25 protein-coding genes are annotated in these 25349 nt (G+C 71.1%); 9 read left to right on the top strand and 16 right to left on the bottom strand.

The window, feature by feature from the left end:
• Positions 1–14: 14 nt before the first annotated feature.
• A complete protein-coding gene (locus tag ACSHXC_RS32250) occupies positions 15–1385 on the top strand; it encodes an MFS transporter (protein WP_438294897.1) in 1371 nt (456 codons plus the stop codon).
• A 254-nt stretch (positions 1386–1639) separates the two neighbouring features.
• Positions 1640–2014, top strand: coding sequence for an RNA polymerase-binding protein RbpA (locus ACSHXC_RS32245; RefSeq protein ID WP_053724453.1), 375 nt, complete (start codon positions 1640–1642; stop codon positions 2012–2014).
• Positions 2015–2110: 96 nt separating this feature from the next.
• Here the strand turns inward: ACSHXC_RS32245 and fxsA are convergent, their stop codons facing one another.
• The 4 genes from fxsA to ACSHXC_RS32225 all read right to left on the bottom strand — a co-directional run bounded on the left by fxsA (position 2111) and on the right by ACSHXC_RS32225 (position 6300).
• On the bottom strand, positions 2111–2689 hold the full coding sequence (gene fxsA / locus ACSHXC_RS32240; RefSeq protein ID WP_438294896.1) for an FxsA family membrane protein: 579 nt from the start codon (positions 2687–2689) through the stop codon (positions 2111–2113).
• 81 nt (positions 2690–2770) lie between these two features.
• Positions 2771–3538, bottom strand: a complete 768-nt coding sequence (locus ACSHXC_RS32235) for a polyprenol monophosphomannose synthase (protein ID WP_438294895.1) — start codon at positions 3536–3538, stop codon at positions 2771–2773.
• Positions 3539–4150: 612 nt separating this feature from the next.
• The gene (locus ACSHXC_RS32230; RefSeq protein ID WP_438294894.1) at positions 4151–5797 is read right to left on the bottom strand and encodes an amidohydrolase; all 1647 of its coding nucleotides are present in this window, start codon (positions 5795–5797) and stop codon (positions 4151–4153) included.
• Positions 5798–5859: 62 nt separating this feature from the next.
• Positions 5860–6300: an Lrp/AsnC family transcriptional regulator gene (locus tag ACSHXC_RS32225; protein WP_053724457.1), complete on the bottom strand. Its 441-nt coding sequence runs from the start codon at positions 6298–6300 to the stop codon at positions 5860–5862.
• 203 nt (positions 6301–6503) lie between these two features.
• Here ACSHXC_RS32225 and ACSHXC_RS32220 point away from each other — a divergent pair, with 203 nt between their 5' ends.
• Entirely contained in the window at positions 6504–6926 is a 423-nt protein-coding gene (locus ACSHXC_RS32220) for a hypothetical protein (protein ID WP_438294893.1), read from the top strand.
• 63 nt (positions 6927–6989) lie between these two features.
• Here ACSHXC_RS32220 and ACSHXC_RS32215 read toward each other — a convergent pair whose 3' ends face one another.
• From ACSHXC_RS32215 to ACSHXC_RS32205, 3 genes are all read right to left on the bottom strand, one after another.
• On the bottom strand, positions 6990–8090 hold the full coding sequence (locus ACSHXC_RS32215) for a phosphotransferase family protein (protein ID WP_438294892.1): 1101 nt from the start codon (positions 8088–8090) through the stop codon (positions 6990–6992).
• 26 nt (positions 8091–8116) lie between these two features.
• A complete protein-coding gene (locus ACSHXC_RS32210) occupies positions 8117–9232 on the bottom strand; it encodes a hypothetical protein (protein WP_438294891.1) in 1116 nt (371 codons plus the stop codon).
• A gap of 208 nt (positions 9233–9440) precedes the next feature.
• Entirely contained in the window at positions 9441–10613 is a 1173-nt protein-coding gene (locus tag ACSHXC_RS32205) for an acyl-CoA dehydrogenase family protein (RefSeq protein WP_438294890.1), read from the bottom strand.
• A gap of 391 nt (positions 10614–11004) precedes the next feature.
• On the opposite strand from ACSHXC_RS32205, the gene ACSHXC_RS32200 reads away from it, so the two are divergent.
• Entirely contained in the window at positions 11005–12252 is a 1248-nt protein-coding gene (locus ACSHXC_RS32200; RefSeq protein WP_438294889.1) for a glycoside hydrolase family 18 protein, read from the top strand.
• A gap of 59 nt (positions 12253–12311) precedes the next feature.
• On the opposite strand, the gene ACSHXC_RS32195 is transcribed toward ACSHXC_RS32200, so the two are convergent.
• Positions 12312–12938, bottom strand: coding sequence for a TetR/AcrR family transcriptional regulator (locus ACSHXC_RS32195; protein WP_438294888.1), 627 nt, complete (start codon positions 12936–12938; stop codon positions 12312–12314).
• Between the two features lie 103 nt (positions 12939–13041).
• On the opposite strand from ACSHXC_RS32195, the gene ACSHXC_RS32190 reads away from it, so the two are divergent.
• The 3 genes from ACSHXC_RS32190 to ACSHXC_RS32180 all read left to right on the top strand — a co-directional run bounded on the left by ACSHXC_RS32190 (position 13042) and on the right by ACSHXC_RS32180 (position 15667).
• Positions 13042–13656, top strand: coding sequence for a DUF6230 family protein (locus tag ACSHXC_RS32190; RefSeq protein ID WP_438294887.1), 615 nt, complete (start codon positions 13042–13044; stop codon positions 13654–13656).
• 233 nt (positions 13657–13889) lie between these two features.
• Positions 13890–14795 (top strand): DUF6114 domain-containing protein, encoded by a 906-nt coding sequence (locus ACSHXC_RS32185; protein ID WP_438296945.1) that lies wholly within the window; start codon positions 13890–13892, stop codon positions 14793–14795.
• Positions 14792–15667: a hypothetical protein gene (locus ACSHXC_RS32180; protein WP_438294886.1), complete on the top strand. Its 876-nt coding sequence runs from the start codon at positions 14792–14794 to the stop codon at positions 15665–15667. Before ACSHXC_RS32185 ends, ACSHXC_RS32180 begins: the two co-directional genes overlap by 4 nt.
• Here ACSHXC_RS32180 and ACSHXC_RS32175 read toward each other — a convergent pair whose 3' ends face one another.
• On the bottom strand, positions 15668–15832 hold the full coding sequence (locus tag ACSHXC_RS32175; protein ID WP_438294885.1) for an SCO1431 family membrane protein: 165 nt from the start codon (positions 15830–15832) through the stop codon (positions 15668–15670).
• Between the two features lie 120 nt (positions 15833–15952).
• The gene (locus ACSHXC_RS32170) at positions 15953–17317 is read right to left on the bottom strand and encodes a peptidase C39 family protein (protein WP_438294884.1); all 1365 of its coding nucleotides are present in this window, start codon (positions 17315–17317) and stop codon (positions 15953–15955) included.
• Positions 17318–17587: 270 nt separating this feature from the next.
• Here ACSHXC_RS32170 and ACSHXC_RS32165 point away from each other — a divergent pair, with 270 nt between their 5' ends.
• On the top strand, positions 17588–18238 hold the full coding sequence (locus ACSHXC_RS32165; RefSeq protein ID WP_438294883.1) for a uridine kinase family protein: 651 nt from the start codon (positions 17588–17590) through the stop codon (positions 18236–18238).
• A 332-nt stretch (positions 18239–18570) separates the two neighbouring features.
• Positions 18571–20466: an AAA family ATPase gene (locus ACSHXC_RS32160; RefSeq protein ID WP_438296943.1), complete on the top strand. Its 1896-nt coding sequence runs from the start codon at positions 18571–18573 to the stop codon at positions 20464–20466.
• Here ACSHXC_RS32160 and ACSHXC_RS32155 read toward each other — a convergent pair whose 3' ends face one another.
• From ACSHXC_RS32155 to ribH, 6 genes are all read right to left on the bottom strand, one after another.
• Entirely contained in the window at positions 20467–21561 is a 1095-nt protein-coding gene (locus tag ACSHXC_RS32155; protein ID WP_438294882.1) for a hemolysin family protein, read from the bottom strand.
• Positions 21558–22895 carry a hemolysin family protein gene (locus ACSHXC_RS32150; RefSeq protein ID WP_438294881.1) on the bottom strand — a complete coding sequence of 446 codons (1338 nt, stop codon included), beginning with the start codon at positions 22893–22895 and terminating at the stop codon, positions 21558–21560. The genes ACSHXC_RS32155 and ACSHXC_RS32150 overlap by 4 nt, the downstream gene beginning before the upstream one ends.
• A 183-nt stretch (positions 22896–23078) precedes the next feature.
• A complete protein-coding gene (locus ACSHXC_RS32145; protein WP_438294880.1) occupies positions 23079–23558 on the bottom strand; it encodes a PH domain-containing protein in 480 nt (159 codons plus the stop codon).
• Between the two features lie 67 nt (positions 23559–23625).
• Entirely contained in the window at positions 23626–24474 is an 849-nt protein-coding gene (gene hisG / locus ACSHXC_RS32140) for an ATP phosphoribosyltransferase (protein WP_438294879.1), read from the bottom strand.
• Positions 24475–24521: 47 nt separating this feature from the next.
• The gene (locus ACSHXC_RS32135) at positions 24522–24803 is read right to left on the bottom strand and encodes a phosphoribosyl-ATP diphosphatase (protein WP_100577332.1); all 282 of its coding nucleotides are present in this window, start codon (positions 24801–24803) and stop codon (positions 24522–24524) included.
• A 34-nt stretch (positions 24804–24837) separates the two neighbouring features.
• Entirely contained in the window at positions 24838–25323 is a 486-nt protein-coding gene (gene ribH, locus ACSHXC_RS32130; protein WP_053724473.1) for a 6,7-dimethyl-8-ribityllumazine synthase, read from the bottom strand.
• Positions 25324–25349: the final 26 nt, after the last annotated feature.

Below are 25349 nucleotides of genomic sequence, written 5' to 3'. Positions count from 1 at the left end.
CAAGGGGGCGCGGGTTGAGCGCTGAGATCTCTGAGATCACGGACCGGGCGGAACAGCCGGTGAGCACGGCCGACCGCAAGCGTGAGCAACGCGGCTGGTACTTCTACGACTTCGCCTGCTCGGTGTATTCGACGAGCGTGCTCACGGTGTTCCTGGGCCCGTATCTGACGTCGATAGCCAAGTCGGCGGCGGACCCCGACGGGTTCGTGCATCCGCTGGGCATCCCGGTGCGGGCGGGCTCCGTCTTCGCGTACGCGGTGTCCGCCTCGGTGGTCCTCGCGGTGGTCCTGATGCCGATCGTGGGCGCCGCGGCCGACCGCCGCGGCCGCAAGAAGCCGCTCCTGGCGGCCGCCGCCTATACGGGCGCGGTCGCGACGGCGGGGATGTTCTTCCTGGACGGCCACCGGTATCTCCTGGGCGCGGTCCTGCTGGTCGTCGCGAACGCCTCGCTCTCGGTGTCGATGGTCCTCTACAACGCCTATCTGCCGCAGATCGCGGGCCCCGAGGAGCGCGACAGGGTCTCGTCGCGGGGCTGGGCCTTCGGTTACACCTCGGGCGCGGGCGTCCTCGTCCTCAACCTCATCCTGTACTCGGGCCACGACAGCTTCGGCGTCTCCGAGTCGACCGCGGTACGGATCTGTCTGGCCTCGGCCGGGATCTGGTGGGGCGCGTTCACGCTGGTGCCGCTGAGGCGGCTGCGCGACCGCAAGGCGGCCAACGTGGCGGCGGCCGAGGGGAAGGTCGGCGCGGGCTGGCGGCAGCTGATCTCCACGCTGCGGGACATGCGGGCCCGCCCGCTGACCCTCGCCTTCCTGGCGGCGTACCTGATCTACAACGACGGCGTGCAGACGGTGATCTCGCAGGCCTCGATCTACGGGTCCGAGGAGCTCGGCCTGGATCAGGACACGCTCATCGTGGCCGTGCTCCTCGTGCAGATCCTGGCGGTGGCGGGCGCGCTGGGGATGGGGCGCCTTGCCCAGACGTACGGCGCGAAGCGGACGATTCTTGGCTCGCTCGCGGTGTGGGCGGTGATCCTCGGTGTCGGCTTCTTCCTGCCGGCCCGGCAGCCGGTGCTCTTCTTCGTGCTGGCGGGGGCGATCGGAACGGTGCTCGGCGGCAGTCAGGCGCTTTCGAGGTCGCTCTTCTCACACATGGTGCCGAGCGGCAAGGAGGCCGAATACTTCTCGGCCTACGAGATGAGCGACCGGGGCCTGAGCTGGCTGGGGCCCTTGGTGTTCGGTCTCGCGTATCAGCTGACCGGCAGCTACCGGGATGCGATCATCTCGCTGGTGGTCTTCTTCGCGGTCGGCTTCGTGCTGCTCGCCCGGGTCCCGGTGCGGGCCGCCGTGGCGGCCGCCGGGAACCCGGTTCCGGCGCGGATTTAGACGTTGAAGTGAAAGGCCGGTAGTGTACGCCTTTGGCCTGCCAGGCGGACCGTTACTGCGTGCTCAAGTAGTGAAGACGCTGGGTGACATCTGCTGTCAGATGTGACAAACCGGTCACTGGTGGGTACAACAAGGGGCGGCACGACGGCGACGCATGACCCAGAACGGGAATCTTTACCGCCGACCGGACGTTGACCGGATGACGACGACAGTGACACCTGTCCTGTGGGCGACAAGCCCGGGAGGCACGATTCATGAGTGAGCGAGCTCTTCGCGGCACGCGCCTCGTGGTGACCAGCTACGAGACCGACCGCGGCATCGATCTGGCCCCGCGCCAGGCCGTGGAGTACGCATGCGAGAAGGGACATCGCTTTGAGATGCCCTTCTCGGTGGAGGCGGAGATCCCGCCGGAGTGGGAGTGCAAGGTCTGTGGGGCCCCCGCACTCCTGGTGGACGGCGACGGTCCTGAAGAGAAGAAGGGCAAGCCCGCGCGTACGCACTGGGACATGCTCATGGAGCGGCGCACCCGCGAGGAACTTGAGGAGGTCCTGGCCGAGAGGCTGGAGGTCCTGCGTTCCGGCACCATGAACATTGCCGTGCATCCGCGCGACAGCCGCAAGTCCGCCTGATCGCGCAATTCGGCGATACAGCGCACAAGAGCTGAGGGCCGGTCACACCACCTGGTGTGACCGGCCCTCAGCTTTTGCCGTGGTGCCTGCTGTCGTTCAGGGAGTCAGCGGCGGGCGCTGGCCCCGGTCCTCGCGCGGCGAGTACGCGGACGGGCTGTCGTCGCGGATGACCTCGCCCTGCACGACCTTGCCGTCCGGGTAGTGGATGCGGGCCTGCTGGAAGGCGTCGCCGAAGCTGCCGGGAGCGGCCGCCCGCACCCGCTTCTCCAGCGAGCGCTCGGCGAAGCGGGCCACGGACTTCCGTACCGGCGGAAGCAGGCAGAGCAGCCCAAGGGCGTCCGAGAGGAAGCCGGGGATGATCAGGAGCAGCCCGCCGAGCATGGTCAGCGCGTTGCCCTCGTTGCCGGGCTTGGCGGCGGGGGCAACCCCGGACTGCTGCTGCTGAAACGTCTCCGTCAGGTTGCGGAAGGCGCGGCGCCCAGCCCGCTTGATCACGTAACCACCGAGCACCAGGCCGCCGACGAGCAGCAGCAGAACCGTGAGCCCGCCGACGGCGCCGACCACCACGGTGAGCAGCCAGATCTCCAGGACCAGCCAGGCGGCGATCCCCAGGGGTACGAAGGTGCGGGCGCGTGAGCGCTTGGGAACTGTCGGAGGCGGAGTGCCGGTCGTCATGCTCCCAGTGTGCCTGGGAGCCGATCCGGACGGCGTAAGGAGGTGATCAGTACGCCCTGCTCATGACACCCCGGGCCCCGCTCAGGAGGACTTGCGGCCCAGGAGCTTGTTGGCGCGGGAGCCGACGCCCCAGGCGGTGACCCGCCAGAGCGCCTCGACCAGGATGTCGTTGCTCATCTTGGAGTCGCCGCGTTCGCGCTCGACGAACGTGATGGGCACCTCGACCACGTGGAAGCCCGCGCCGACCGCGCGACGGGCCAGGTCGACCTGGAAGCAGTAACCGGCCGAGGCGACCTCGTCGAGGCCGAGGCCTTCGAGGGTCTCGCGCCGGAAGGCCCGGTAGCCGCCGGTGACGTCGCGGATCGGGACGCCGAGGAGCAGCCGGGAGTAGGTGGAGCCGCCGCGCGAGATGAACTCGCGGTACTTGGGCCAGTTCACGATCCGCCCGCCGGGCACCCAGCGGGAGCCCAGCACCAGGTCGGCGCCCTTGAGGGCGGTGAGCAGCCGGGGCAGCTCCTCGGGCTGGTGGGAGCCGTCGGCGTCCATTTCGACGAGGACGCCGTAGTCGTGCTCGATGCCCCAGCGGAAGCCGGCCAGATAGGCCGCGCCGAGGCCTTCCTTGCCCTTGCGGTGCAGCACGTGCACCTGGTCGTCCTCGGCCGCGATCTCGTCCGCGAACTTGCCCGTGCCATCGGGGCTGTTGTCGTCGGCGACCAGAATGTGGGCCTCGGGGACCGCCGCTCTGACGCGGGCGACGATCGGCTTGATGTTCTCCGCCTCGTTGTAGGTCGGAATGATCACCAAGGCCTTGCCCAGCGGGCCGTACCGCCTCTGACCGCCGTCGTTCACTGCTGCCCCTTATTGTCCGTACGCTGAGGTCCACCATAGCGAGCAGTCGTGATCAGCCCGTACCGCGAGGGTGCGTGGTGTCGGATGCGCCCGGATGGCGGCGGGATCCGCCGGAATGCCGGATGTCGGGACACGGTGCCGTGAAGGGACGCCGGGAGTGCTGTGAGGGAGCGTCTCGGTACGGGGGCCCGGCGCCCTTCGGGCCGACCTGGGACCCGCTGGCTGCGGGTCGACCGAGAGCCGTTGTCTACTGAGCGTCCGGGCCCCACCCGGGTCGCACCTTCCCCCGGGCCCGCAGGGGCAGGGGGGACCCCCTCGCGGCTGAAACCTTCCCTCGCCCCCGAGGCGCGGGCGCTGAACCTGGCTCCCAGTGGCGGTGTGCCGGTGCGGCACCCCGTCCCATGACCCAGCGGCGTTCGACGACTGCGTGGAGGTCCCAACCGGTCGGACGTCCTGTGGTGGACTCGGCCGAACCTACCGGCCTTCCGCCGCTTTCTGTCAACAGCCGTTTGAGCTGCGGCGTTTTTGCGAATCACCAGGTCAGTGCCGAAGATCCGCAGGTCGTGGCGATGCCGTGACGGCCGTCCGCCAACGGTGCGAAATGTCCCTATGTCACTCGTTCGGACGCGCGAATACCGTTTGTCCGAACACCACGGTGCGCAGACAGACCGGCAGTGCGGTGCCCGGCGTGAGGTCGGGCAGGCCCGGGGTGCCCGAGCGGGGGTCGGTGGACCAGCGGGCCACCCGGTCGTCCGGGGCCTGGACCACGAGTTCCTCGGCGCGCCAGACGGCGTAGTCGGCCGGAGCGCCCGGCACCAGGACGCCCGCGTCGTCCCGGCCCAGCGCCCTCCAGCCGCCCCGGGTGTGGGCGGTGAAGGCGGCGCGGGCCGAGATGCGGTGCTCGGGGGTGCGGTGGAAGGCAGCCGCGCGCACGGTCCCCCACGGGTCCAGCGGGGTCACCGGGGAGTCGGAGCCGAAGGCCAGCGGTACTCCGGCCTTCAGCAGGGCGGCGTACGGGTTGAGCGTGCGGGCCCGCTCGACGCCGAGCCGCTCGGCGTACATGCCCTCCTCGCCGCCCCACAGCGCGTCGAACGCGGGCTGCACGGACGCGGTGAGGCCGAGCTCGGCGAAGGCCGCGATCGATTCCGGGGTGAGCATCTCGGCGTGCTCGACGCGGTGCCGGGCGGCGCGGATCCGGGCGAGGCCGACCCGCTCGGCGGCGGCCCGCACGCCCTCGACGACCGCGGTGACGGCGGCGTCGCCGATGGCGTGGAAGCCGGCCTGGAGTCCGGCCTCGGTGCAGGCGGCCACATGGTCGGCGACGTCGGCCGCGTCGAGGTGGCCGGTCCCGGTGTGCGGGGCGTCGGCGTAAGGAGCGTGCAGGCAGGCGGTGTGGGAGCCGAGCGAGCCGTCCACGAAGAGGTCGCCCGCGGCGCCGACCGCGCCGAGTTCGCGGATGCGATCGGCGTCCTTGGCGCCGGCGACGCGCTCGGCCCAGTAGCCGAAGACTCGCGGTCCTGCTTCGTCGCGCGCCAGGGCGAGCAGCGAGGTGAAGTCGTCCTCGTCGGAGATGTCGGGGCCGCCGCACTCGTGGAGGGTGCCGATGCCGAGCGAGGCGGCCTCGCGCCGTGCCGCGCGTTGGGCCTCGGCGCGCTGGCGCGGGGTGATGGCGCCGTGGGCCGCGGCCCGCACGGCGTGGTGGGCGGCGCCGGTGAGGGGCTCGCCGTCGCGGAAGCCGGCCAGGTCGCGCACGCCGGGGACCAGGTCGAGCAGGGCGGTGGTGACGACGGCCGAATGGACGTCGATGCGGGGCAGGTAGAGGGGGCGGCCGCCGGTGGCGGCGTCGAGTTCGGCGCGCGAGGGGTGGCGTCGCTCGGGCCAGCGGGCGGCGTCCCAGCCGTTGCCGAGCAGCACCTTGTCATCGGGGCGGGCGGCGGCGTGGGCGCGTACGGCATCGAGGGCTTCGGCGAGCGTGCGGGCCGAGGAGAGGTCGAGGCCGGTCAGGGCGAGGCCGGTGGCGGTGGTGTGCACATGCGCGTCGGTGAACGCGGGGGTGACCAGGGCGCCTTCGAGGTCGACGACCTCGTCCACACCACTGGCGAAGGCGTCCGCGGCACCCTCCGAGCCGACCCAGGCGACGTGTCCGCGTTCGACGACCATCGCGGTGGCGAAGGGGTCGGCGGGGCTGTGTACGTCGCCGCCGCGCAGCAGGACGGTGCGGTGGGCGGTCTCTTCGGGTGCGGAACTCGCGGAACTCATGGAGGACAGCCTAGAGATGCGGCGGCCGTGGCTCTGACAGGGTGGACCGGAACGGGGGTGGGCTAGATGTGCGGCGGCCGCGCCTCGTACGGGGTGGACAGGACGACGGTCGTACGGGTCGAGACGCCGGCCAGGGTGCGGATGCGGGTCAGCAGGTGCTCCAGCTCCAGCGGGGTCGCCACGCGCACCTTGAGGATGTAGTTCTCGTCCCCGGCGACGCTGTGGCAGGCCTCCAGCTCGGGTACGCCCGCCAGGCGCTCGGCGATGTCGTCGGGGGCGCTGGGGTCGAAGGGCTTGACCGAGATGAACGCGGTCAGCGGCAGGCCCACCGCCTCGGGGTCCACGACGGCGGCGTATCCGCGGATGACGCCGCGCTGCTCCAGACGCCGCACCCGCTGGTGCACCGCCGAGGTGGACAGGCCGGTGGCCTTGCCCAGGTCGGTGTAGCTCATCCGCCCGTCCTTGACGAGCAGATCCACAATCTGACGGTCCAGCTCCTCCATGCCGATCAACCTATTGCCCCGGGTCGCTTCCGGCACAGTCGGACGCCGCCGGAATTGGCACCTGCGGGCGGCATGTGACGAACGCCACAGGTTTGCGGACGGCTCGCCGGGGGCCGCGCGGTTATCGCCGGGACTTGGCGGGAAGTGCTTGCTTTGGTCGCGGCCGCGGCGCAACGCCGGCCCACCCGAGGGGGAGTGTCCCAATGCAGAATTCCCAGCGCACCGGACGTACGGAACGTGAACGTACCGAACCGGAGCCTGCCGATATCACCGACCTGGTCGACGAAGAGGACGCGCTCGACGCGTACGACACCTTCGAGATGTACCGGGTGATCTGCCCGGACTGCGCCCAGCCGATCGCGCTGCTCGCCGACGAGGACGAGCTGCCCGAGCACGCGCTGTGCCCGAGCAAGTGGAACCCGTTCGTCCTGACGGTGTGTGCCGGGACCGGGCGCTCGGCCGCGGACGCGAAGGCGGCGGACGAGTCGCTCGACGTCCAGGAGCAGGACACCGCGCTGCTGCTCACGCTCCCGCAGGGGCTCGACTGGCGCACCCAGCCGTTCTCGCACGTCGGCGGCCCGGGCTCGCGCCCGCTGCGCGTGCCGGGGATGCGCCGCGCCGCCTGACCCGAGCATCCAGAGCTTCCGTACGGGCCGGACGCCGCAGGGGGGCGTCCGGCCGACGACCGCTCAACTCCAGTACGTACCGCGCACCATGGCCTCCAGGCTGTCCCGGTGCATGATCAGTGCGTCCGGGTCGGCGGGCGGTTCGACCTCGCCGAAGTGCAGCTGGCGGTAGGCGATCCGGAGCATGACCACCGCGTGCCGCAGCGCCGCGTACAGGGTGTGGAACTCCATGTCGCGCGGGGTGTGGCCGGTGAGTTCGGCGTAGCGGCGCTCGATGTCGTCGCGGCGCAGGAAGCCGGGGAGGCCCGGCTGGCCGAAACCCACCGTCAGGTCCTGGAAGAAGCGGTGCAGATAGACGGTCCAGCCGAGGTCGAGTTCGCGGGGGCCGCAGGCGGCCAATTCCCAGTCGATGACGGCCGCCGGTTCGAAACCGTCGTAGATGATGTTTCCGATGCGGGCGTCGCCCCAGTTGAGGACCGACGGGCCCTCGTCCTTCGGCCAGTGCGCGTCGAGCCAGTCGAAGGCCTCCTCTATGAGGGGCGAGCGCGGCACTCCGTCAACCACCCATGCGTAGTAGTCCCGTTGGGCGGCGACGTGCCGGCGCAGGGCCGACCCCTTCGGAAAGCGGTCGGGCAGCAGGAACTCGGCTTCCCGGTAAGGGAATTGATCGTGCAGCCGGGCGAGGACGCCGACGGTGGCGTCCTGGAGGCGGGCACGTTCGGCGTCGGTGGCAGCGTGCAGCCAATTGCCCTCGTACGTATAGGGCATGACGTCCGGCGGTACGAGCCCCTCGACCCGGTCCATCACGAAGAACGGCGCGCCGAGCGGGGCCGGGTCCTGCTCCAGCCAGCGCACGCGCGGTACGGGCACGTCGGTGTGCTCGGCGACCAGCCGCATGACGCGGTGCTGACGGCCCATGTCGTACACGGGGAAGACGGTGTAGGCGGCCGGGTCGGCGGCGAGCCGCAGGGCGCAGGCGCGGACGGGGGTTTCGGGGTGCTCGATGTCGAAGAGGAGGGTCTCGCTCGACATGCCGTTGGAGGACGGCACCTTGATGTCGGTGACGCGAGCGCCGGGCAGCCGGGCGTCCAGCCAGGCGGTGAGCCGGCGGCCGAGGTCCTCGGGGTCGCGGGTGGAGGTGCGGGGGCGTGGCGCGGTGGCCATGGCGGTGCTCCCTTCACGGGCGGCTCTCAGGGGGCGACGGAGGTGTAGTCGGCGAAGCCGCTGGGGTCGTGGCGGCCGAAGCTGCCGTGCTCGAAGATGCCGTACCCGGTCTGCCCGTCGAGGGTGAAGCGGGCGGCGTGGTCGGTTACGCCGTACGCGGCCATGGGGTGGGCGGCCGGGTCGGACAGGTCGTAGACCTGCCGGTCGGTCCAGCCGCGGCCCTGCCAGGTGCCGTGCTGCCAGCCGTCGGCGGGCGGGTAGCCGGCGCCGACCGCGAGCGGGGAGGAGGCGAGGACCTCGACGCCGAGTTCGAGGGGTTTGCGGGACTGGTCGGTGAGGTGGATGACGGCGCGTTCGGGGTGGCGGGTGCCGGGGCGGTAGGTGATGTCGGCCTGGGGCCAGCCGAGTTGGGCGTCGGGGTGGCCGTCGCGCACGAGCACGGCCTCGTTGAGGGTGCGGTAGCCGTCGGCGTCCTCCTGGGCGACGACCATGACGAACCGGTCGTCGAACCGGGCGGGCGCCCAGAGCCAGTGGAAGCCCTCGGGCCGGTACTCGTCGCCGCGCCCGGCGTCCTCGCCGGGGATCGGCCGCACCCCCCAACTCCGGTCGCGCGTCCCGGTCCACTCCCCCGCCGTGACGGGTATCTCCTCGCCACCGACGCGGATGAGCCCGGTGCAGTGGCCCGCCTGCACGAACCGCCGCCCCTCCAGCGTGAGCCGGTCACCCCGGCGCTGCACATGATGGGGTTCCCACAGCGCTGGGAAGTCCGCGTTCCAGACGATGTCGTACGAGAGTGAATTCGGGTCGTCCGGATCGGGAGCGCAGTGCAGTGCGAGGCGGCGCAACGGGGTGTCGACGGTGATCCGCAGCGGACCGACGCCGAGGTTCATACGGTCGTCGGTGAGCGCGTCGGAGGCCCGGACGGCGTGCTGTCGGTCGCCCACGCGCAGGGTGGCGTAGGCGTCGATCACCCCGGTGTTGGGGTAGACGCCGAGGCCCGCGATGAGCAGGGCGCGGCCCTGGTGGTCGAAGACGTGGAAGATGCAGCGGTCGTAGGCGTTGCGGTCGCCCGTCGCGACGTGCTTCATCGAGAGCGGGGCCTGGTGGATGGGGTACTCGTCGAGGGGGATGGGGCGGTCCATCGGCAACCTCCGTGAGATCGGCGGAAGCTGACGGTACGTCAGCCCGGCCTGCCTCGCCATACCCCGGGTGCGGTGGTCCGGGGTCACGGGCGGGTGCCGCCCGGCGGAGCAAACCCCCAGGGGCTCCGCCCCAGACCCCGTGCTGCTGGGGGCGCGGGGAACTGCGCGGGCGGGCATCCGGCCCGCAGCGGCATCCGCGCCCCTGGGATCAGCGGGTTTCCGGGCCCGCGAGGTGGCGGGCGATGACCATGCGCTGGATCTGGTTCGTGCCCTCGACGATCTGCAGGACCTTCGCCTCGCGCATGAAGCGCTCGACCGGGAAGTCGGCCGTGTAGCCGTAGCCGCCCAGGACCTGGACCGCGTCCGTGGTCACCTTCATCGCCGCGTCCGTGCAGAACAGCTTGGCCATCGCGGCCTGGCGGGAGAAGGGGCGCCCCGCGTCGCGGAGCCGCGCGGCGGCCAGGTACAGCGCGCGGCCCGCCTCGATCTGGGTCGCCATGTCGGCCAGCATGAACCGCAGGCCCTGGAAGTCGGCGATGGGCCGGCCGAACTGCTCGCGCCCGGTGGCGTACGCGAGCGCCTCGTCGAGGGCGGCTTGGGCGACGCCGATCGCGCAGGCCGCGATGCCGAGCCGCCCCGAGTCGAGCGCGGACAGCGCGATCGCGAAGCCCTGGCCCTCCTCGCCGATGCGGCGCGCGTCGGGGACACGTACGCCGTCGAAGTGGAGCTGGGCGGTGGGCGAGCCCTTCATGCCCATCTTCTTCTCGGGGGCCGCCGCACTCAGCCCCTCGGCGTCGCCGGGGACGAGGAAGGCCGTGATGCCGCGGGCGCCTTCGCCACCGGTGCGGGCGAGGACGGTGTAGAAGTCGGCGATCCCGCCATGGGTGATCCAGGCCTTGGTGCCGGTGACGACCCAGTCCGAGCCGTCCCGTACGGCCTTGGTGCGCAGCGAGGCCGCGTCCGATCCCGACGAGGGCTCCGAGAGGCAGTACGCGCCGAGCAGGCCGCCGCCGAGCATCGCGGGCAGGTGCTCGGCCTGCTGCTCCTTGGTGCCGTAGCCCGCGAGCGCATGGCAGGCGAGCGAGTGGACGCTCACCCCGAGGCCGACCGTGAGGCGGGCCGAGGCGAGCTCTTCGAGCACTTGGAGGTAGACCTCGTAGGGCTGGTCGCCCCCGCCGAACTCGGAGTCGTACGGGAGGCCGAGGAGGCCGGATTCGGAGAGCAGGGTGAAGATCTCGCGCGGGAAGCGCCCGGCGTCCTCCTGCTCGGCGGCCCGAGGCGCGATCTCCCGCTGGACGATGTCGCGCACAAGGGCGACAAGGTCCCGGGCCTCTTCGGTGGGCAGCTGTCGTTCCACCGGCTGTGGGGCACGGTCGGGCATGGCGGCGCTCTCCTCCCTGTCGGGCGCTTCGGCGGACGCACGCGCAGGGTGTGGCGGCGCCGCCGGTGACTCTGCTCTCCGGCCGATACCTTCCCTTCCGGGTCACGGAAGTAGCAGGCGGGCGGCCGTGGCGCTGTGAGTATGCCCGATCGGACGCGTCCCGTCACTGGCTCCAAGATCACGATTTACCCGTGCTCCGAGCCGGCTCCGCGCGGGCTCCGCACCGGGCGCCGCCCTGGAATTGAGCACTCCGGAATTGGTCCGAACCATTGACCGCACTGGTCTAGTCCTTCTAGCGTTCCGTTCACCGCCTTAGTGCGTCCATGTCAAAACAACGCGTCACGGCAGTCGTGCACGGCCCCCACTCTCCCCTCCCCACGAGGAGATCACGATGCTCGGACCCCGTCCCCCTCGTCCCAGGTTCAAGGCCCTGATCGCCGCCGCGTGTACCGCCGCGCTCGGCGTCACCCTGCTCGCCGGCGCGGGCAGCGCCACCGCCTCCCCCGAAAAGGCGCCCCAGGCACCCCGGACAGCCGCCGGTTCCAAGGTCGTCGGGTACTTCACCGACTGGGGCGTCTACCAGCGCAACTACCACGTCAAGAACATCGAGACATCCGGCTCGGCCGCCAAACTGACCCACATCAACTACGCGTTCGGCAACGTGACGGGCGGCAAGTGCGCCATCGGCGACGCCTATGCCGACTACCAGAAGACGTACGACGCCGCCTCCAGCGTGGACGGCACCGCCGACACCTGGGACCAGCCGGTCGCGGGCAGTTTCAACCAGCTGCGCGAGCTCAAGAAGCAGCACCCCGGGCTCAAGGTCCTCTGGTCGTTCGGCGGCTGGACCTGGTCGGGCGGGTTCGGCGAGGCCGCGAAGAACCCCGCCGCGTTCGCCGATTCGTGCTACGGCCTGGTCAAGGACCCGCGCTGGGCGGACCTCTTCGACGGCATCGACATCGACTGGGAGTACCCCAACGCCTGCGGTCTGTCCTGCGACACCAGCGGACGCGAGGCCTTCAAGAACGTGCTGGCGGCGCTGCGTTCGAAGTTCGGCACCTCCCGCCTGGTGACCGCCGCGATCACCGCCGACGCCTCGGCGGGCGGCAAGATGGACGCCACCGACTACGCAGGGGCGGCCCAATACGTCGACTGGTACAACCCGATGACGTACGACTTCTTCGGCGCCTGGGCGGCGCAAGGCCCGACCGCCCCGCACTCCCCGCTGACCTCGTACAGCGGGATCCCCACGCAGGGCTTCAACACGGATGCGGCCATCCAGAAGCTGAAAGGCCTCGGCATCCCCGCCGGCAAGCTGCTGCTCGGCATCGGGTTCTACGGGCGCGGCTGGACGGGCGTGACGCACAAGGAGCCGGGCGGCACGGCGACCGGGCCCGCGGCCGGAACGTACGAGCAGGGCATCGAGGACTACAAGGTGCTGAAGACGAAGTGCCCCGCCAACGGGACGGTCGCGGGGACGGCGTACGCGTACTGCGGCAACAACTGGTGGAGCTACGACACCCCGTCCACCATCGCCGGGAAGACGGCCTACAAGAACAACCAGGGACTCGGCGGCACCTTCTTCTGGGAGCTGAGCGGGGACACCAGCAACGGTGAGCTCATCAAGTCGATTGGCTAGCCCGGGAGTTGGAGCTTGAAGGGGCGGGTGGCCGCGAGCCGCCCGCCCCTTCGGCGTGTCTAGGCCGGCTCCGGAGAGGGGCAGGACGGCTCGAACTCCTCGATGGTGTCCAGGGTGCGCCGCAGCATCCGCACCAGGAGCTCGCGCACGGTGTCGCGGGGCGGATCCACGGCGGCGAGCCAGTCGAGCGTGACGCTCTCCACGCTGCCCAGCCAGCCGACCAGAGCGAGCCGGGCGAGCACCGGTATCTCCCGGGTGCCGTAGGCGCCCTCGGCGATGGTGGCGATCAGCTCCTCGCGCACCGCGTCCCGGATGGCCTGCACCTGGGTGTCGAAGCCGACGCCGCCGGTGACGATCGTCCGGTACGCGGCCTGGTGGTGCTGGGCGTACAGGAGGTAGCCGTCGATGGTGCGGTGGACGCGTTCGGCGCGGGGCAGCTCGGTGTCGCTCCCGGCGCGGGACACCAGATCCGCGACGGAGTCCTCGACGATGGCCAGGTAGTAGCCCCGTTTGGACTTGAAGTAGTAGTAGATCAGGCCCTTGGCGACCCCGGCGTGCTTGGCGATGTCGTCCATCGACAGCGCGTCGTACGAGGTGTCGGCGAACAACTTCCGGCCCGTTGCGATGAGTTCGGAACGGCGGACCTGGGATCTCTCGGTCGTACCGCCCTGTTGACTATTATTCAAATTCGGCCCTAGTCTCCAACTGCCACAGGATGCCCGCAGTATGGCAGACCTGCATTCGCACTCCCCCTGCACCGCTGGACGACGTGTCGTACGGGAGGATCAAGTGAGCGCAGTCAAGCGGCCGTTGGCCGAAGGCAGAACCGCCTGGAAGAAGACCGCGGTCGTCGCCCTGCCGGCGGTCGTCGCGGTGGGGATCATGGCCAATGTGATGGCCGAGGGCGCGCTGGCCGCGTCGTTCGCGGTCTCCGGGACCAGTTTCCAGGTCGCGTCGGGGAAGCTGACCAGTTCCGGGCTCTCCTCGTACGTACAGACCGACAAGTCCGTCGACGGCAAGGGCCACCCCGTGGCGCTGCTCGGCATCGGCGACGCCGAGCTCAGCGACATCTGCCAGTCGGCCGAGGTCAGCACGCCCGTCGGCACCGTCGTGTTCAAGCTGACGGCGGGCGGCGACGCGGGCGAGGTGACGGCCAGCAATCTGGTCATCGACGGCGAGGACCTGATCGGCGACGCCCGGTTCGGCACGGCCCAGATCGGCCGGGACGCCTCGACTCTGGACGCGGTCAAGGGAGTTCAGGGCGAGCCGGGCAAGTTCGGGCTCCAGGCCGGGAACATCGAGGTGAATGGCGTGAAGTCGCATGCCTGGTCGGCGACCGGCGGCAACTTCCGGCTGAAGGGGATGAAGGTCGATGTGAGCATCGGCGGCAAGAAGTGCTTCTGAGACGGCTCGGGCTGCTCAGGCTCCCCCTCGACGGTGCCACGACGCCCCGCCCGCCGGTCCGGGTGCAGGGTGATCCGCGAGCTCCTCGGCCGGGCGACGACGTCGGTCCGCGCGCCGGGTCCGGTCCCGGCGCGCGGACCGGCCAGGGTGCGGGGCCCCGCGCCAGTGAGGGGACGGGGCCCCGTACCGGCGAACCGCGGCGCGCCTCCTGGGGCGAGCCGGACGAGGGCCGGCTGCGGTTCCCCGCCCTCGACGAACGCCTGCCACTGCCCGAGGCCCGACGGGTATTGCGGGGCTGGCGGCGGACGCGGCCGTTCTGGGCGGGGCTCTTCCTCGTCCTCGGCGGGCTCGAACTGCTCGTGGTGCCGCTGTCGCCGCTGACGATCCTGGTCAGCCTCGGGCTCGGCGGGATCGCCGCGATCGGCATCGGACTCGCCCTCGTCGCGGCCGGGCTCTTCCTCTGGTTCCTGCCGCACACCCGGCACTACGTGTCGATCAACGCCCTGATCCTGTCGGTGCTTTCCTTCGCGGCCACCAACCTCGGCGGGTTCCTGGTCGGGATGGCGCTCGGCATCACGGGCAGCGCGATGGGGTTCGGCTGGACGCCGAAGGAGGAGGCGACGCGGGTGCCGAACGTCCGCACCCAGCGCACGCTCGCCGCGGCCCTGCCGCTCGCCCTCCTCCTCACACTCGGGGGACAGCACGTCGAGCAGGCACCGCAGCCCGGCTCCGTCACCGCCCCCGCCGTGCCGCCGACCGTCACCACGACCCGCTTCTCCCCCAACGGCTTCCTGCTCGCCGGGGTGACGACCGTGCCCACCGCGCACGGCCCGCTCAAGGCCATGGTCCTGAAGATGAACTCGGCATCGCTCACCGACTACCGCCTGAACACGCGCGACGGCCACGACGAACTCGCCCTGGGGGCACGCTCGTTGGACCTCAGCGGTCATGTGACGCTCTATCTCACCAAGTTCAGCGGCTGCCTCGAAGGGCTGCTCTGCATCACCTTCGACCCCAACACCCTGCCGGTGCCGCCGATCGTCCCGCCGTTCGTCTTCATGACCGATGTGACGGCCGAACAGGCCCTCGTCACCTCGGATTCCATCGTCGCGAACGGACTGACGCTGGGGGCATCGTGATCCAGATCCAGGCCGCGCTCTTCTGGGCGTACGGAACCGGGGCAACCTTCGCGGTCTCGGCGGCCCGCCAGCTCCAGTGGTGGCAGCGCTCGGTGCACGACGAGGGGGCACGCACCCGCAGCCGCGCCGCCAACCCCTACCTTCTGCTGACCGTGCTGTTCGCGGCCGTACTCCTGGTGCCCACCGGTCTCTTCATGATGTGGCAGAACCCGTCGTGGGCGACCATGCAGGTGGCCGGTGACCACCACGGGATCTGGGCCGGGTTCGTGCTCTTCTACGCGGGCGGCACCGTCGTGGCAACCCTGCTCGGGTTCCTCGTGGCGCAGGCGCTCGTGCTGGTGGGGGCGGGCTACTGGGCGTATCTGCAGAGCGTGGGCGCGCACTTCCTGCTGTTCGCGGTGCTGGTCCATGGGTGGGACGGGACCGGCTACCGGCGGCTGCTCACGACGAGCCGCGGGGCGCTGCGGGACTGGCCCAAGGACAGCGTGATCAACAATCTGCTGCACTTCCTGACGTCGGGGACGTTCCTCGCGCTGCTCGTCCTCGGGGCCGCCGTCATCGGGACGATGCTGATCACGGAGATCGGCTGGCTGATGGAGGGCTGGGAGCTGCCGGGGGCGGACGAGGACCGCGGGGTGCCGCGAGTCCTGGCGGTGGCCATTGCGGCGGCCGGGGTGTATGGGCTGCCGTTCCTGGGCGCGGTTGCCGCGAGCGGGCTGGTGCGGCTGACGGGGTGGGCGGTTGGGCTCCCCGTGTTCGCCGTGCTGGCGGGGGTCGTGCTGCTGTCCCGGAGGTCGCCGGTGCGGCTGCTTTACGGGCTGGTCGGCGTCCCTGAGCGGCACTGGAGAGCCGACCTGGAGCTCACGTATTAGCTACATCAGGCCCGTCTGCGTCACCAGCATCGCGATGACCACCACCAGGGTCCAGCCGAGGACATGTTCCAGGATCTTCGGGCCCACGTCCTTGGGGCCGCCCGTGCGGGCGCGCAGCTCGGCCAGGGCTCGGGGGTCGTCGACGGTCGTGGCAGGCAGGGTCATGGGAACTCACTCGGTCGTGTGGCGGTGCACGGTCCCCCCCGGTGACCGTTCCACGGTGCCATCGGACGGGCCCCCCGGGGTAGAGACGTTCGTCACTGCCCCGGGGTGCCGACGGCCCGCTCAGCGGATGCCGACGGCCGCGAGCGCCTTGCGCTGGCTGGCCGTCGGGTACGCGGGCCAGTAGAGATAGCAGACGCCTCCTGTGCCGGAGACCACTTTCCCGCTCGCGTTGTACCGCTTGGTCCGCAGCCACACGTTCTCGAATTCCCGCCGCTTGTAGACGCGGCGCACGGCCGCGTCATCGGGCGCCGCCGGGTCGTGGGCGATCACGTCGCCGCCGGCGGTGAAGCCGGTCACCGTCATCAGGTGCCCCGCGGTGCCGTACCCCGCGCCGGTCAGCTCGGCGGCCAGGAAGGACTGGGACGTTATGGCCGGGATGCCCGCGCGGACCAGCGTCTCGACGTCGTTCAGCGACCGCAGCCGGGTCACGACGGAGCTCATGTCCCGGTACGTGGCGGCGTACGCGGCGTTGAAGGGCCAGTTGCCGCAGCCCGCGTACTGGTAGTCGTACGTCTGGCGGGCCGCCTGGCAGACCTGCGGGTCGGTGTAGGACGGGTCGACCCAGGCGAGGTCGGCCGGGTTCGGCTTCCGTCCCCAGTGCTCGATGATCATCTGCGAGGAGGTGGGGCTGCACCAGGCCTCGCCTCCGTTGTCGTACTGCGGGTACTGGCCCTTGTGGATCTCCTGCGAGTAGCTCGGCACCGCCAGCTCGCCCGCGAAGCCGGGGGCCGATGCGTCGACCGTGAACCGGTCCGGGATGTCGGAGGCCATCGCGCCGAGCCGCCACACGGTCGGCGTGAGCCGGCTGCCCGGGAGGCGGTAGAGGGTGACCCGCAGCCGGTAGGAGGCGAGGCGAAGGCCGGTGGCCGGGGCGTCGATGGCGAAGGTGTCCGTCGAGATCGAGCTCTTGCCGTCGCTCTGGCCGTCCAAGGAGGTGCGCCGGATGTCGGTGTCACCGTCGCCCGCCGTCCAGCGGCCCATGACGTACGCGGGTGTGGCGGACCCGTCCGTGTAGGTGCCGAGCAGTTCGACCTGGAGCCAGGTGCCGGCCGGGGTGTGCGCGTTCCAGTGGGCGACGGCCTCGGTGGCGGGGACGGTGGAACGGTGGGCCGGGGAGGTCCAGCTCGCGTACTCCCAGGTGGCGGTCCTGTTGGTGTGCGGGTCGGTGTAGGAGGTGGTTCCGGCGGGCCGGTCGATGACGATGCCGGGGCGGCGGCCGTCCCGGACGCGTACGCCCCTGCCGGCGCCCGAGCGCCACTCGGCGTGCGAGGTCCAGGCCTGGTTGTCCACGAGCGGCTTGCCCTGCTTCGGTCGGGCCGCGCCGCCGGACGCGGCCGCGGGCCCCGACGAGGAGCTCACGACGGCACCGGCCGCGACGGCGACGGCCGCGGCGAGGACGGTTCTGCGCGAGGTTGGGCTGGTCATGGTGGGACCCCCGGTCGGTCACGGATGGGGCGGCGAGTGCACGACAGCGGGCCCACTATCTCGGGTCCGATGCCCTTCGGCCAGTGATTCGGCACGCGCCCCGCCGCCAATATTGGTCTCCACCACTGGCGTGACCTGGGCGGGAGCCGGGGCCTCTGGGAACCGGCCATGAGGGCCCCGGCGCCGGGCGCCTCTCCCGGGCACCGGGTACGGTCGGAACCCCCGCCCCGGGGACATCGACCGCCGCCCCCGCACCACCAGGCAGGACGCATGCACAGCACGCCGCACCCCGGCACCGCCGTGACCCAACTGGCCACCCAGGTAAGGGGGTTGCCTCCGTCCTGCGGACCGGTGCGGCTGGTCGGGGTGGACGGGCACGCGGGCTCCGGAAAGTCCACGTTCGCGGACCGCCTCGCCCAGGCGCTGGGCGGGGCGCCGGTGCTGCACCTGGACGATCTGGCCACGCACGAGGAGTTCTTCGGCTGGACGGACCGGTTCCGCCGCCAGGTGCTCGATCCGTTCGCACGAGGCGAGGCCGCGGCGTACGACCCGTACGACTGGCATCTGCGGCGTTTCGGGGCTGCGCGCGCCCTGGAGCCCGCACCCGTGGTGCTGATCGAGGGCGTCGGGGCGGGACGCCGGGCGCTGCGGCCCTCGCTCGCCCTGCTCATTTGGATGGAACTGGACGCCGAGGCCTCCTGGGGGCGGGGCCGGCGCCGCGACGGAATTGGACTCTCCGCTTTCTGGGACGACTGGACGGCGGCGGAGATGTGCCATTTCGCCGAAGACCCGTCGAGGCCCTTCGCCGACACTCTGGTACGCCAGGTGCAGGAGGGGTACGAGTGGCTCCCGGGGCCCGATTCGGCACCCCGCACGGATCGATTCCTCACCCACCGTGACGACCTCACCCCACCGGACTGAACAGTCGCAAAACAGCCCACCGAGTGCCTCAACTCCGCTTGACCCAGGGGCCATACAGGTCTTACGTTCTCAATGTGCGGCTTTCCGAAGCCGCCGCGGACGCGAAGCCCCCGGTTGTTCCCCCGTGATCGGGGGCTTCGTTCTGCCTCTTGCCCCTCGACCGGGCCGTCACGCAGGGCATTTCACTCACCCTGCGTCACCACCGATGTTCCCCCACGCCCCCTTCGGCAGTGGGCCTTCCCGCAGGTACGATGCACTCGGTGCGGTCAACTCCCGTCAATTCCGTTGTGTGAATGGGCGGTTCAGCACGGGGCACGGTGGTGGGGGACGTGATGGACTTCGGCACTACGGGCGCACACGCCCCGGCCGATCTCGCCTGGCTGCGCGGTGTGGATGCGTACACCATGGGCGCATACCCGCAGGCCGAGGAGGAGTTCCGCACGGCAGTGCGGCTCGATCCCTCGATGGCGGACGGCTGGCTCGGGCTGCACGCGCTGCGCGTGGACACGACGACCGCGCTGCTCCGCATGTACCGGCACCGCGAACGCTTCGGCGAACAGCGGGCGGGCCACCGACGCACCCTCAACTCCTGGTACTGGCTTGGCTGGTGGGTCCAGCCCGTCCTGGAGAGCCCGCGCGACCTGCTGCTCGCCCATGCCTCGCACTGGCTGGACGGGCGCCATGTCCCGGAGCTGGACCGGGCGTTGGCCGGTCTCCCACCCGTCGACACCGATCCACAGGTGCGTTTCCTGCACGCCTGCCGCGCCTATCTCGTCAAGGACTGGGAGCAACTGGTCCGCCACACCGAGCCGTTGGTCGACGATCCGCTGCTCGGGATCGAAGCCGGCCTGTTCGGCGGGATGGCCCGGGTCCGTCTGGAGATGTTCGGCCAGGCCGAGCCGCTGCTCTCGGCCGCGCTGATGCGCTGTCGCAGCGAGCAGCCCCAGCGCAAGGAGCTGCGCTACTGGCTGGCCCGCGCCCACGAGGGCACCGGGCGCTCCGCCGCGGCCCTCCCCCTGTACCGGGCGGTTCACCGCGTCGACCCGGCGTTCATGGACACCTCGGCGCGGCTCACCGCGATCACCGAGAACGACGGGTTCGGCGGCTCGGAGGAACCCCCTGACCTGGCCGCGGTCGCCCTGTCCGGCTTCGGCGACACCGTCGAGGCGGAGGCCGAGGCCGCCCTCGGCATGGATCAGCCCGAGGGCCGCGAGCTCCGGCTCGGCGGCGAGCCGCAGGCGCCCCTGTCCGGTCCGCCGGAGGCCGCGCGCGACGGCGCACGGCACAAGCCCGGTATTCCGGCACGGCCCGGCCCCCCGCAGTTCCCGGCCGGGCCCACCGATCCGGTGCTGCTGGCCGAGGCACTCGCCGAGCTGGAGCGGATGGTGGGGCTCGAACCGGTCAAGCGTCAGGTCAAGGCGCTGTCCGCACAGCTCAACATGGCGCGGCTCAGGACCAGTCAGGGGCTGCCGGTCCAGCCGCCGAAACGTCACTTTGTCTTCTCCGGCCCCAGCGGCACCGGCAAGACCACCGTAGCGCGCATCCTGGGCCGGGTCTTCTACGCGCTCGGACTGCTCGGCGGCGACCACCTCGTGGAGGCCCAACGAGCGGACCTGGTGGGCGAGTTCCTCGGCCAGACCGCCGTCAAGGCCAACGAGCTGATCGACTCGGCCCTGGGCGGCGTGCTCTTCGTGGACGAGGCGTACTCGCTCTCCAACTCGGGCTACAGCAAGGGCGACGCATACGGCGACGAGGCGCTCCAGGTGCTGCTCAAACGCGCCGAGGACAACCGCGACCACCTCGTGGTGATCCTCGCCGGCTACCCCGAGGGCATGGACCGGCTGCTCGCCACCAACCCGGGCCTGTCCTCCCGCTTCACCACCCGCGTCGACTTCCCCTCCTACCGCCCCCTCGAACTCACCTCGATCGGCGAGGTGCTCGCCGGGGAGAACGGGGACGCGTGGGACGAGGAGGCCCTTGAGGAGCTGCGCTCGATCAGCGGGCACGTCGTCGACCAGAGCTGGATCGACGAGCTCGGCAACGGCCGCTTCCTGCGCACCCTGTACGAAAAGAGCTGCGCCTACCGGGACTTGAGGCTGTCGATGTACCCGACGACGCCGACCCGGGACGACCTGTCCACCCTGCGCCTGCCCGATCTGATGCAGGCGTACGGGGAGGTCCTGTCGGGTCGCGGCCCCACTCGCCGCGACCCGCAGGATCCTCTCTGACTATCCGGCCAGCGCCTGCTGGGCCTGTTCGCCGCGGGGCTCGGCCAGGCGGGCCAGCGGGGTGGGCTCCTCGCGGTGGGCGGGGTCGCGGACCTCGCCCACCAGCTTTTCGAGGACGTCCTCCATGGCGACCAGGCCGAGCACCCGGCCGGAGCCGTCGGCGACCTGGGCGAGGTGGGTTGCCGCGCGGCGCATCACGGTGAGGGCGTCGTCCAGGGGCAGTTCGGCCCGCAGGATGGCGAGCGGCCGCCACAGCTGCTGCGGCACCGCGCGTTCCCTGTCCTCCACGTCGAGTACGTCCTTGACGTGCAGGAAGCCCATGAAGGCGCCGCCCTCCGCGCACACCGGGAAGCGGGAGTATCCGGTGCGTACCGTCAGCTCCTCCAGCTCCCTCGGTGTCACCGAGCAGCCGACCGTGACCAGGGAAGCCCGGTCGAGCAGGACGTCCGTCACGGGGCGGCTGCCCAGTTCCAGGGCGTCCTCCAGGCGTTCCTGGGCCTCGGGTTCCAGGAGCCCGGCCTGGCCGGAGTCCTCGACGAGGCGGCCGAGCTGGACGCTGGTGAAGACGGCCTCCACCTCGTCCTTCGGCTCGACCCGGAACAGTTTCAGGACGAGCCGCGCGCAGGCGCCGAGCGCGATCGTCACCGGCTTGCAGACCCGGGCGAAGGCGACCAGGCCCGGGCTGAACCAGAGCGCGGTCTTCTCCGGCGCCGCCATCGCCAGGTTCTTCGGGACCATCTCGCCGATGACGAGGTGGAGCGAGACCACCAGGGCGAGCGCTATGACATAGCCGAGCGGGTGGACCAGGCCCGCGGGGATCCGGGCCACGTGGAAGACGGGCTCCAGGAGCCGCGCCACGGTCGGCTCGGCGACCGCGCCGAGGGTCAACGAGCAGACCGTGATGCCGAATTGGGCCGCGGCCATCATCTGCGGCAGGTTCTCCAGGCCGTGCAGCACCTGGCGGGCCCGCGCGGAGGCGGCGGCCAGCGGTTCGATCTGGCTGCGGCGTACGGAGACGAGCGCGAACTCGGCGCCGACGAAGAAGCCGTTGGCGAGCACGAGCAGCAGTGCGAACAGAAGTTGAAGCAGGCTCATCGGGACGCCTCCGCCACGGGTGCGTCGGCCGCCCGCACGAAGCGGACCCGCTCGGCGCGGTACCGCTCGACCTGGCGGACCTGGATCCGCCAGCCGGGCACCTCGACCCGGTCGCCCGGCACCGGGATCCGGCCGAGCAGATCGGCGACCAGGCCCGCGACGGTCTCGTACGGGCCCTCGGGCGCGTCCAGGCCTATCCGGCCGAGTGAGAGGACGCGGCAGCTGCCGTCGGCCTCCCAGGCGGGCCGGCCGTCCTCGCCCGCCACCACGGCGAGTTCGGGCCGGGCGGCGTCCGCGCCGTCGTGCTCGTCGCGGACCTCGCCGACGAGCTCCTCGATGATGTCCTCAAGGGTGACCACGCCGGCCGTGCCCCCATACTCGTCGACGACGACGGCTATCGGCTGTTCGCTGCGCAGCCGCTCCAGGAGCTGCTGCACGGGCAGCGTCTCCGGGACGAGCAGCGGCGGCACGGCGATCAGGCCGACCGCGGTGCGCAGCCGCTCGGGCGGCCGCACGGCGAGCGCGTCCTTGAGGTGGACCATGCCGACGACCTCGTCGATCCGCTCCCGGTAGACCGGGAAGCGGGACAGGCCCGTGGCACGGGTGAGGTTGAGGACGTCGGCGGCGGTGGCGGTGGTCTGCAGGGCGCTGACCTTGACGCGCGGGGTCATCACGTTCTCGGCCGTCAGGTGGCCGAGCGAGAGGGTCCGTACGAAGAGGTCGGCGGTGTCCTGTTCCAGGGCTCCGGCCCGCGCCGAGTGCTTGACCAGGGAGACCAGTTCGCCGGGGGTGCGGGCGGAGGCCAGCTCGTCGGCGGGCTCCACGCCGAGCGCCCGCACCAGGCGGTTGGCGACGGTGTTGAGCAGGGCGATGACCGGGCGGAAGAGCCGCGAGAAGCGGTCCTGCGGCCCGGCCACGAAGCGGGCCACCTGGAGCGGCTTGGAGACCGCCCAGTTCTTCGGTACGAGCTCGCCGATCACCATTTGCACGGCGGCGGCGAGCAGCATGCCGAGGACGACGCTGATGCCGGAGACGGCGCCCGCCGGAAGGCCGGTGGCGCCGATCGGCCCGTCGAGCAGGTCGGCGAGCGCGGGCTCGGCGAGCATGCCCACGACGAGCGAGGTGATGGTGATGCCGAGCTGGGTGCCGGAGAGCTGGAAGGACAGCTCGCGCAGGGCTCGCACCACGGTGCGGGCTCTGCGGTCACCGTCGGCGGCGGCACGCTCGGCGTCCGGCCGGTCGACGGTGACCAGACCGAACTCGGCCGCCACGAAGAAGCCGTTGGCGAGGATCAGAAGGAATGCCGCGAAGAGCAGCACAAGCGTGATGGTCATGCCGCCGCCTCCTGGGAGGGGGCGGCGCAGGTACTACCGGACGATCCGTCCATTGCTGGAGGGAGTCACTCCTCGGGTCGCTGGTGCCCCGCGGCCGATGGTGCTGGCCCGTGTGCGGGGCGGGGCGCGCTCGGCGCCGCCGACATCAGGGTAATCAAGATGCTGCCAGGTGGGGCAGGGGGCTCAGCCGTTGTCGCTAGCCGTGCCGGGTGAATCGGCGCCCGTGCCGTGGGTTTCGGCGAGCGCGCGCAGCGCCTTGGCGTCGCGGATGGCCCGTGCCTTCCCGATCCCGGGCTGGATGCCGAGCGCGGGCAGGCTGGTGCCGTCGCTGAGGTCGAGGAAGACCCAGGGGTCGCCGGGGCGGAGGTTCACCCGGAGGATCTCCGCCCAGGCGAGGCGGCGCCTCGCGGTGAGGTTGACGACCGTGACGCCCGTGTCGTCGGCGACGACCTTGGGCCGGCTGAGCAGCACGAGCACCCCGGCGAACAGTGCGGCCATCAGGATGAAGCTGCCCCGCTCGCCCCCGCTCAGGGTCTCCAGGAGCAGCGACATCACCGTCATGGCGACGAACATGGCGGCCGCGCTGGTCAGCAGGACGGCCCGGGTGCGGGTCGGCCTGAAGGTGACCGGCAGGGCGGGAGGCTGGGGCGCGGGGGCGGACACGGTGTCGTTCGCTTTCGTCGCTGTCTTCTGTGGCGCTGTCTTCTTGGCGCGGTTCTCGGCCGGCCGGTCAGAGGCGGCAGGCGTGGATGGCCGTGGTGAGGATCGCGCGGGCGCCCAGCTCGTACAGGTCGTCCATGACCCGCTGGGAGTCCTTGGCGGGGACCATCGAGCGGACGGCGACCCAGCCCTCGTTGTGCAGCGGGGAGATCGTCGGCGACTCCAGGCCCGGGGTGAGGGCCACGGCCCGCTCCAGGTGCTCGGCGCGGCAGTCGTAGTCCATCATCACGTAGCTGCGGGCCACCAGGACGCCCTGGAGGCGGCGCAGGAACTGCTGCACCTTCGGGTCGTCGGGGGCGGCGCCGGTGCGGCGGATGACGACCGCCTCGGACTTCATGATCGGTTCGCCGATGACTTCGAGGCCCGCGTTGCGCAGCGAGGTGCCGGTCTCGACGACGTCCGCGATGACCTGGGCGACGCCCAGCTCGATGGCGGTCTCGACGGCGCCGTCCAGGTGGACGACGGAGGCGTCGACTCCGTTGTCCGCGAGGTGCTTGGCGACGATGCCCTCGTAGGAGGTGGCGATCGTCATGCCGCCGAAGTCGGCGATGTCCTTCGCGGTGCCGGGCTTGGTGGCGTAGCGGAAGGTGGAGCGGGCGAAGCCGAGCGGCAGGATCGCCTCGGCGTTGGCGCCCGAGTCGACCAGGAGGTCCTGGCCGGTGATGCCGATGTCGAGCTTGCCCGCGGACACGTAGATCGCGATGTCCTTGGGGCGCAGGTAGAAGAACTCGACCTCGTTGACGGGGTCGACGAGGACGAGCTCCTTCGACTCCTTGCGCATCTGGTAGCCGGCCTCATGGAGCATCGCCGACGCAGGTCCGGACAGTGAACCCTTGTTGGGAACGGCGATGCGCAGCATGAGGTCAGCTTCCTTCTTGTGCGGGGTGGTGTGGAATGCGGGCGTGCTCAGAGGTGGGCGTAGACGTCGTCGAGGGAGATCCCGCGCGCGACCATCATCACCTGGACGTGGTACAGCAGCTGCGAGATCTCCTCGGCGGCGGCTTCCTTGCCCTCGTACTCGGCGGCCATCCAGACTTCGGCGGCCTCCTCGACGACCTTCTTGCCGATGGCATGCACGCCCTTGTCCACCAGCTCCGCGGTGCGGGAGGTGGAGGGGTCGCCATTGGCTGCCTTGAGCTGGAGCTCGGTGAAAAGCTCTTCGAAACTCTTAGAGGGTTTGTTCGCCATGATGCTTCTTAGAGTAAGGGGTGGGCCCCGTCGCTCAGCGCCAGGGTTCGCTGACCGTGCGCAGCGTGGCGGCGGTGGCCACGGCGGCGGTGACCGCTTCATGACCCTTGTCCTCGTTCGACCCTTCGAGGCCGGCCCGGTCCAGGGCCTGCTCCTCGGTGTCGCAGGTCAGCACGCCGAACCCGATGGGTACGCCGGTGTCGACACTGACCTGGGTGAGGCCGTTGGTGACACCCTGGCACACGTACTCGAAGTGCGGGGTACCGCCCCTGATGACGACGCCGAGTGCGACGACGGCATCGTAGCCGCGGCCCGCGAGGACCTTCGCCACGACGGGCAGTTCGAAGCTGCCGGGGACGCGCAGCAGCGTCGGCTCGTCGATGCCGAGTTCGTGCAGGGCGCGCAGGGCGCCGTCGACGAGTCCGTCCATCACCTTCTCGTGCCACTGTGCCGCGACCACGGCGACACGGAGGTCTCCGCAGTTGCGTACGGACAGTTCGGGTGCGCCCTTGCCACTCACGTGCTCTCCTCAGGTGTTTCCGGTGT

Source organism: Streptomyces sp. HUAS TT7 (assembly GCF_051550175.1).
Classification (GTDB): Bacteria; Actinomycetota; Actinomycetes; order Streptomycetales; family Streptomycetaceae; genus Streptomyces.
The sequence above is the reverse complement of the archived record's forward strand: the minus strand, read 5'-3'. Positions and strand labels throughout refer to the sequence as shown.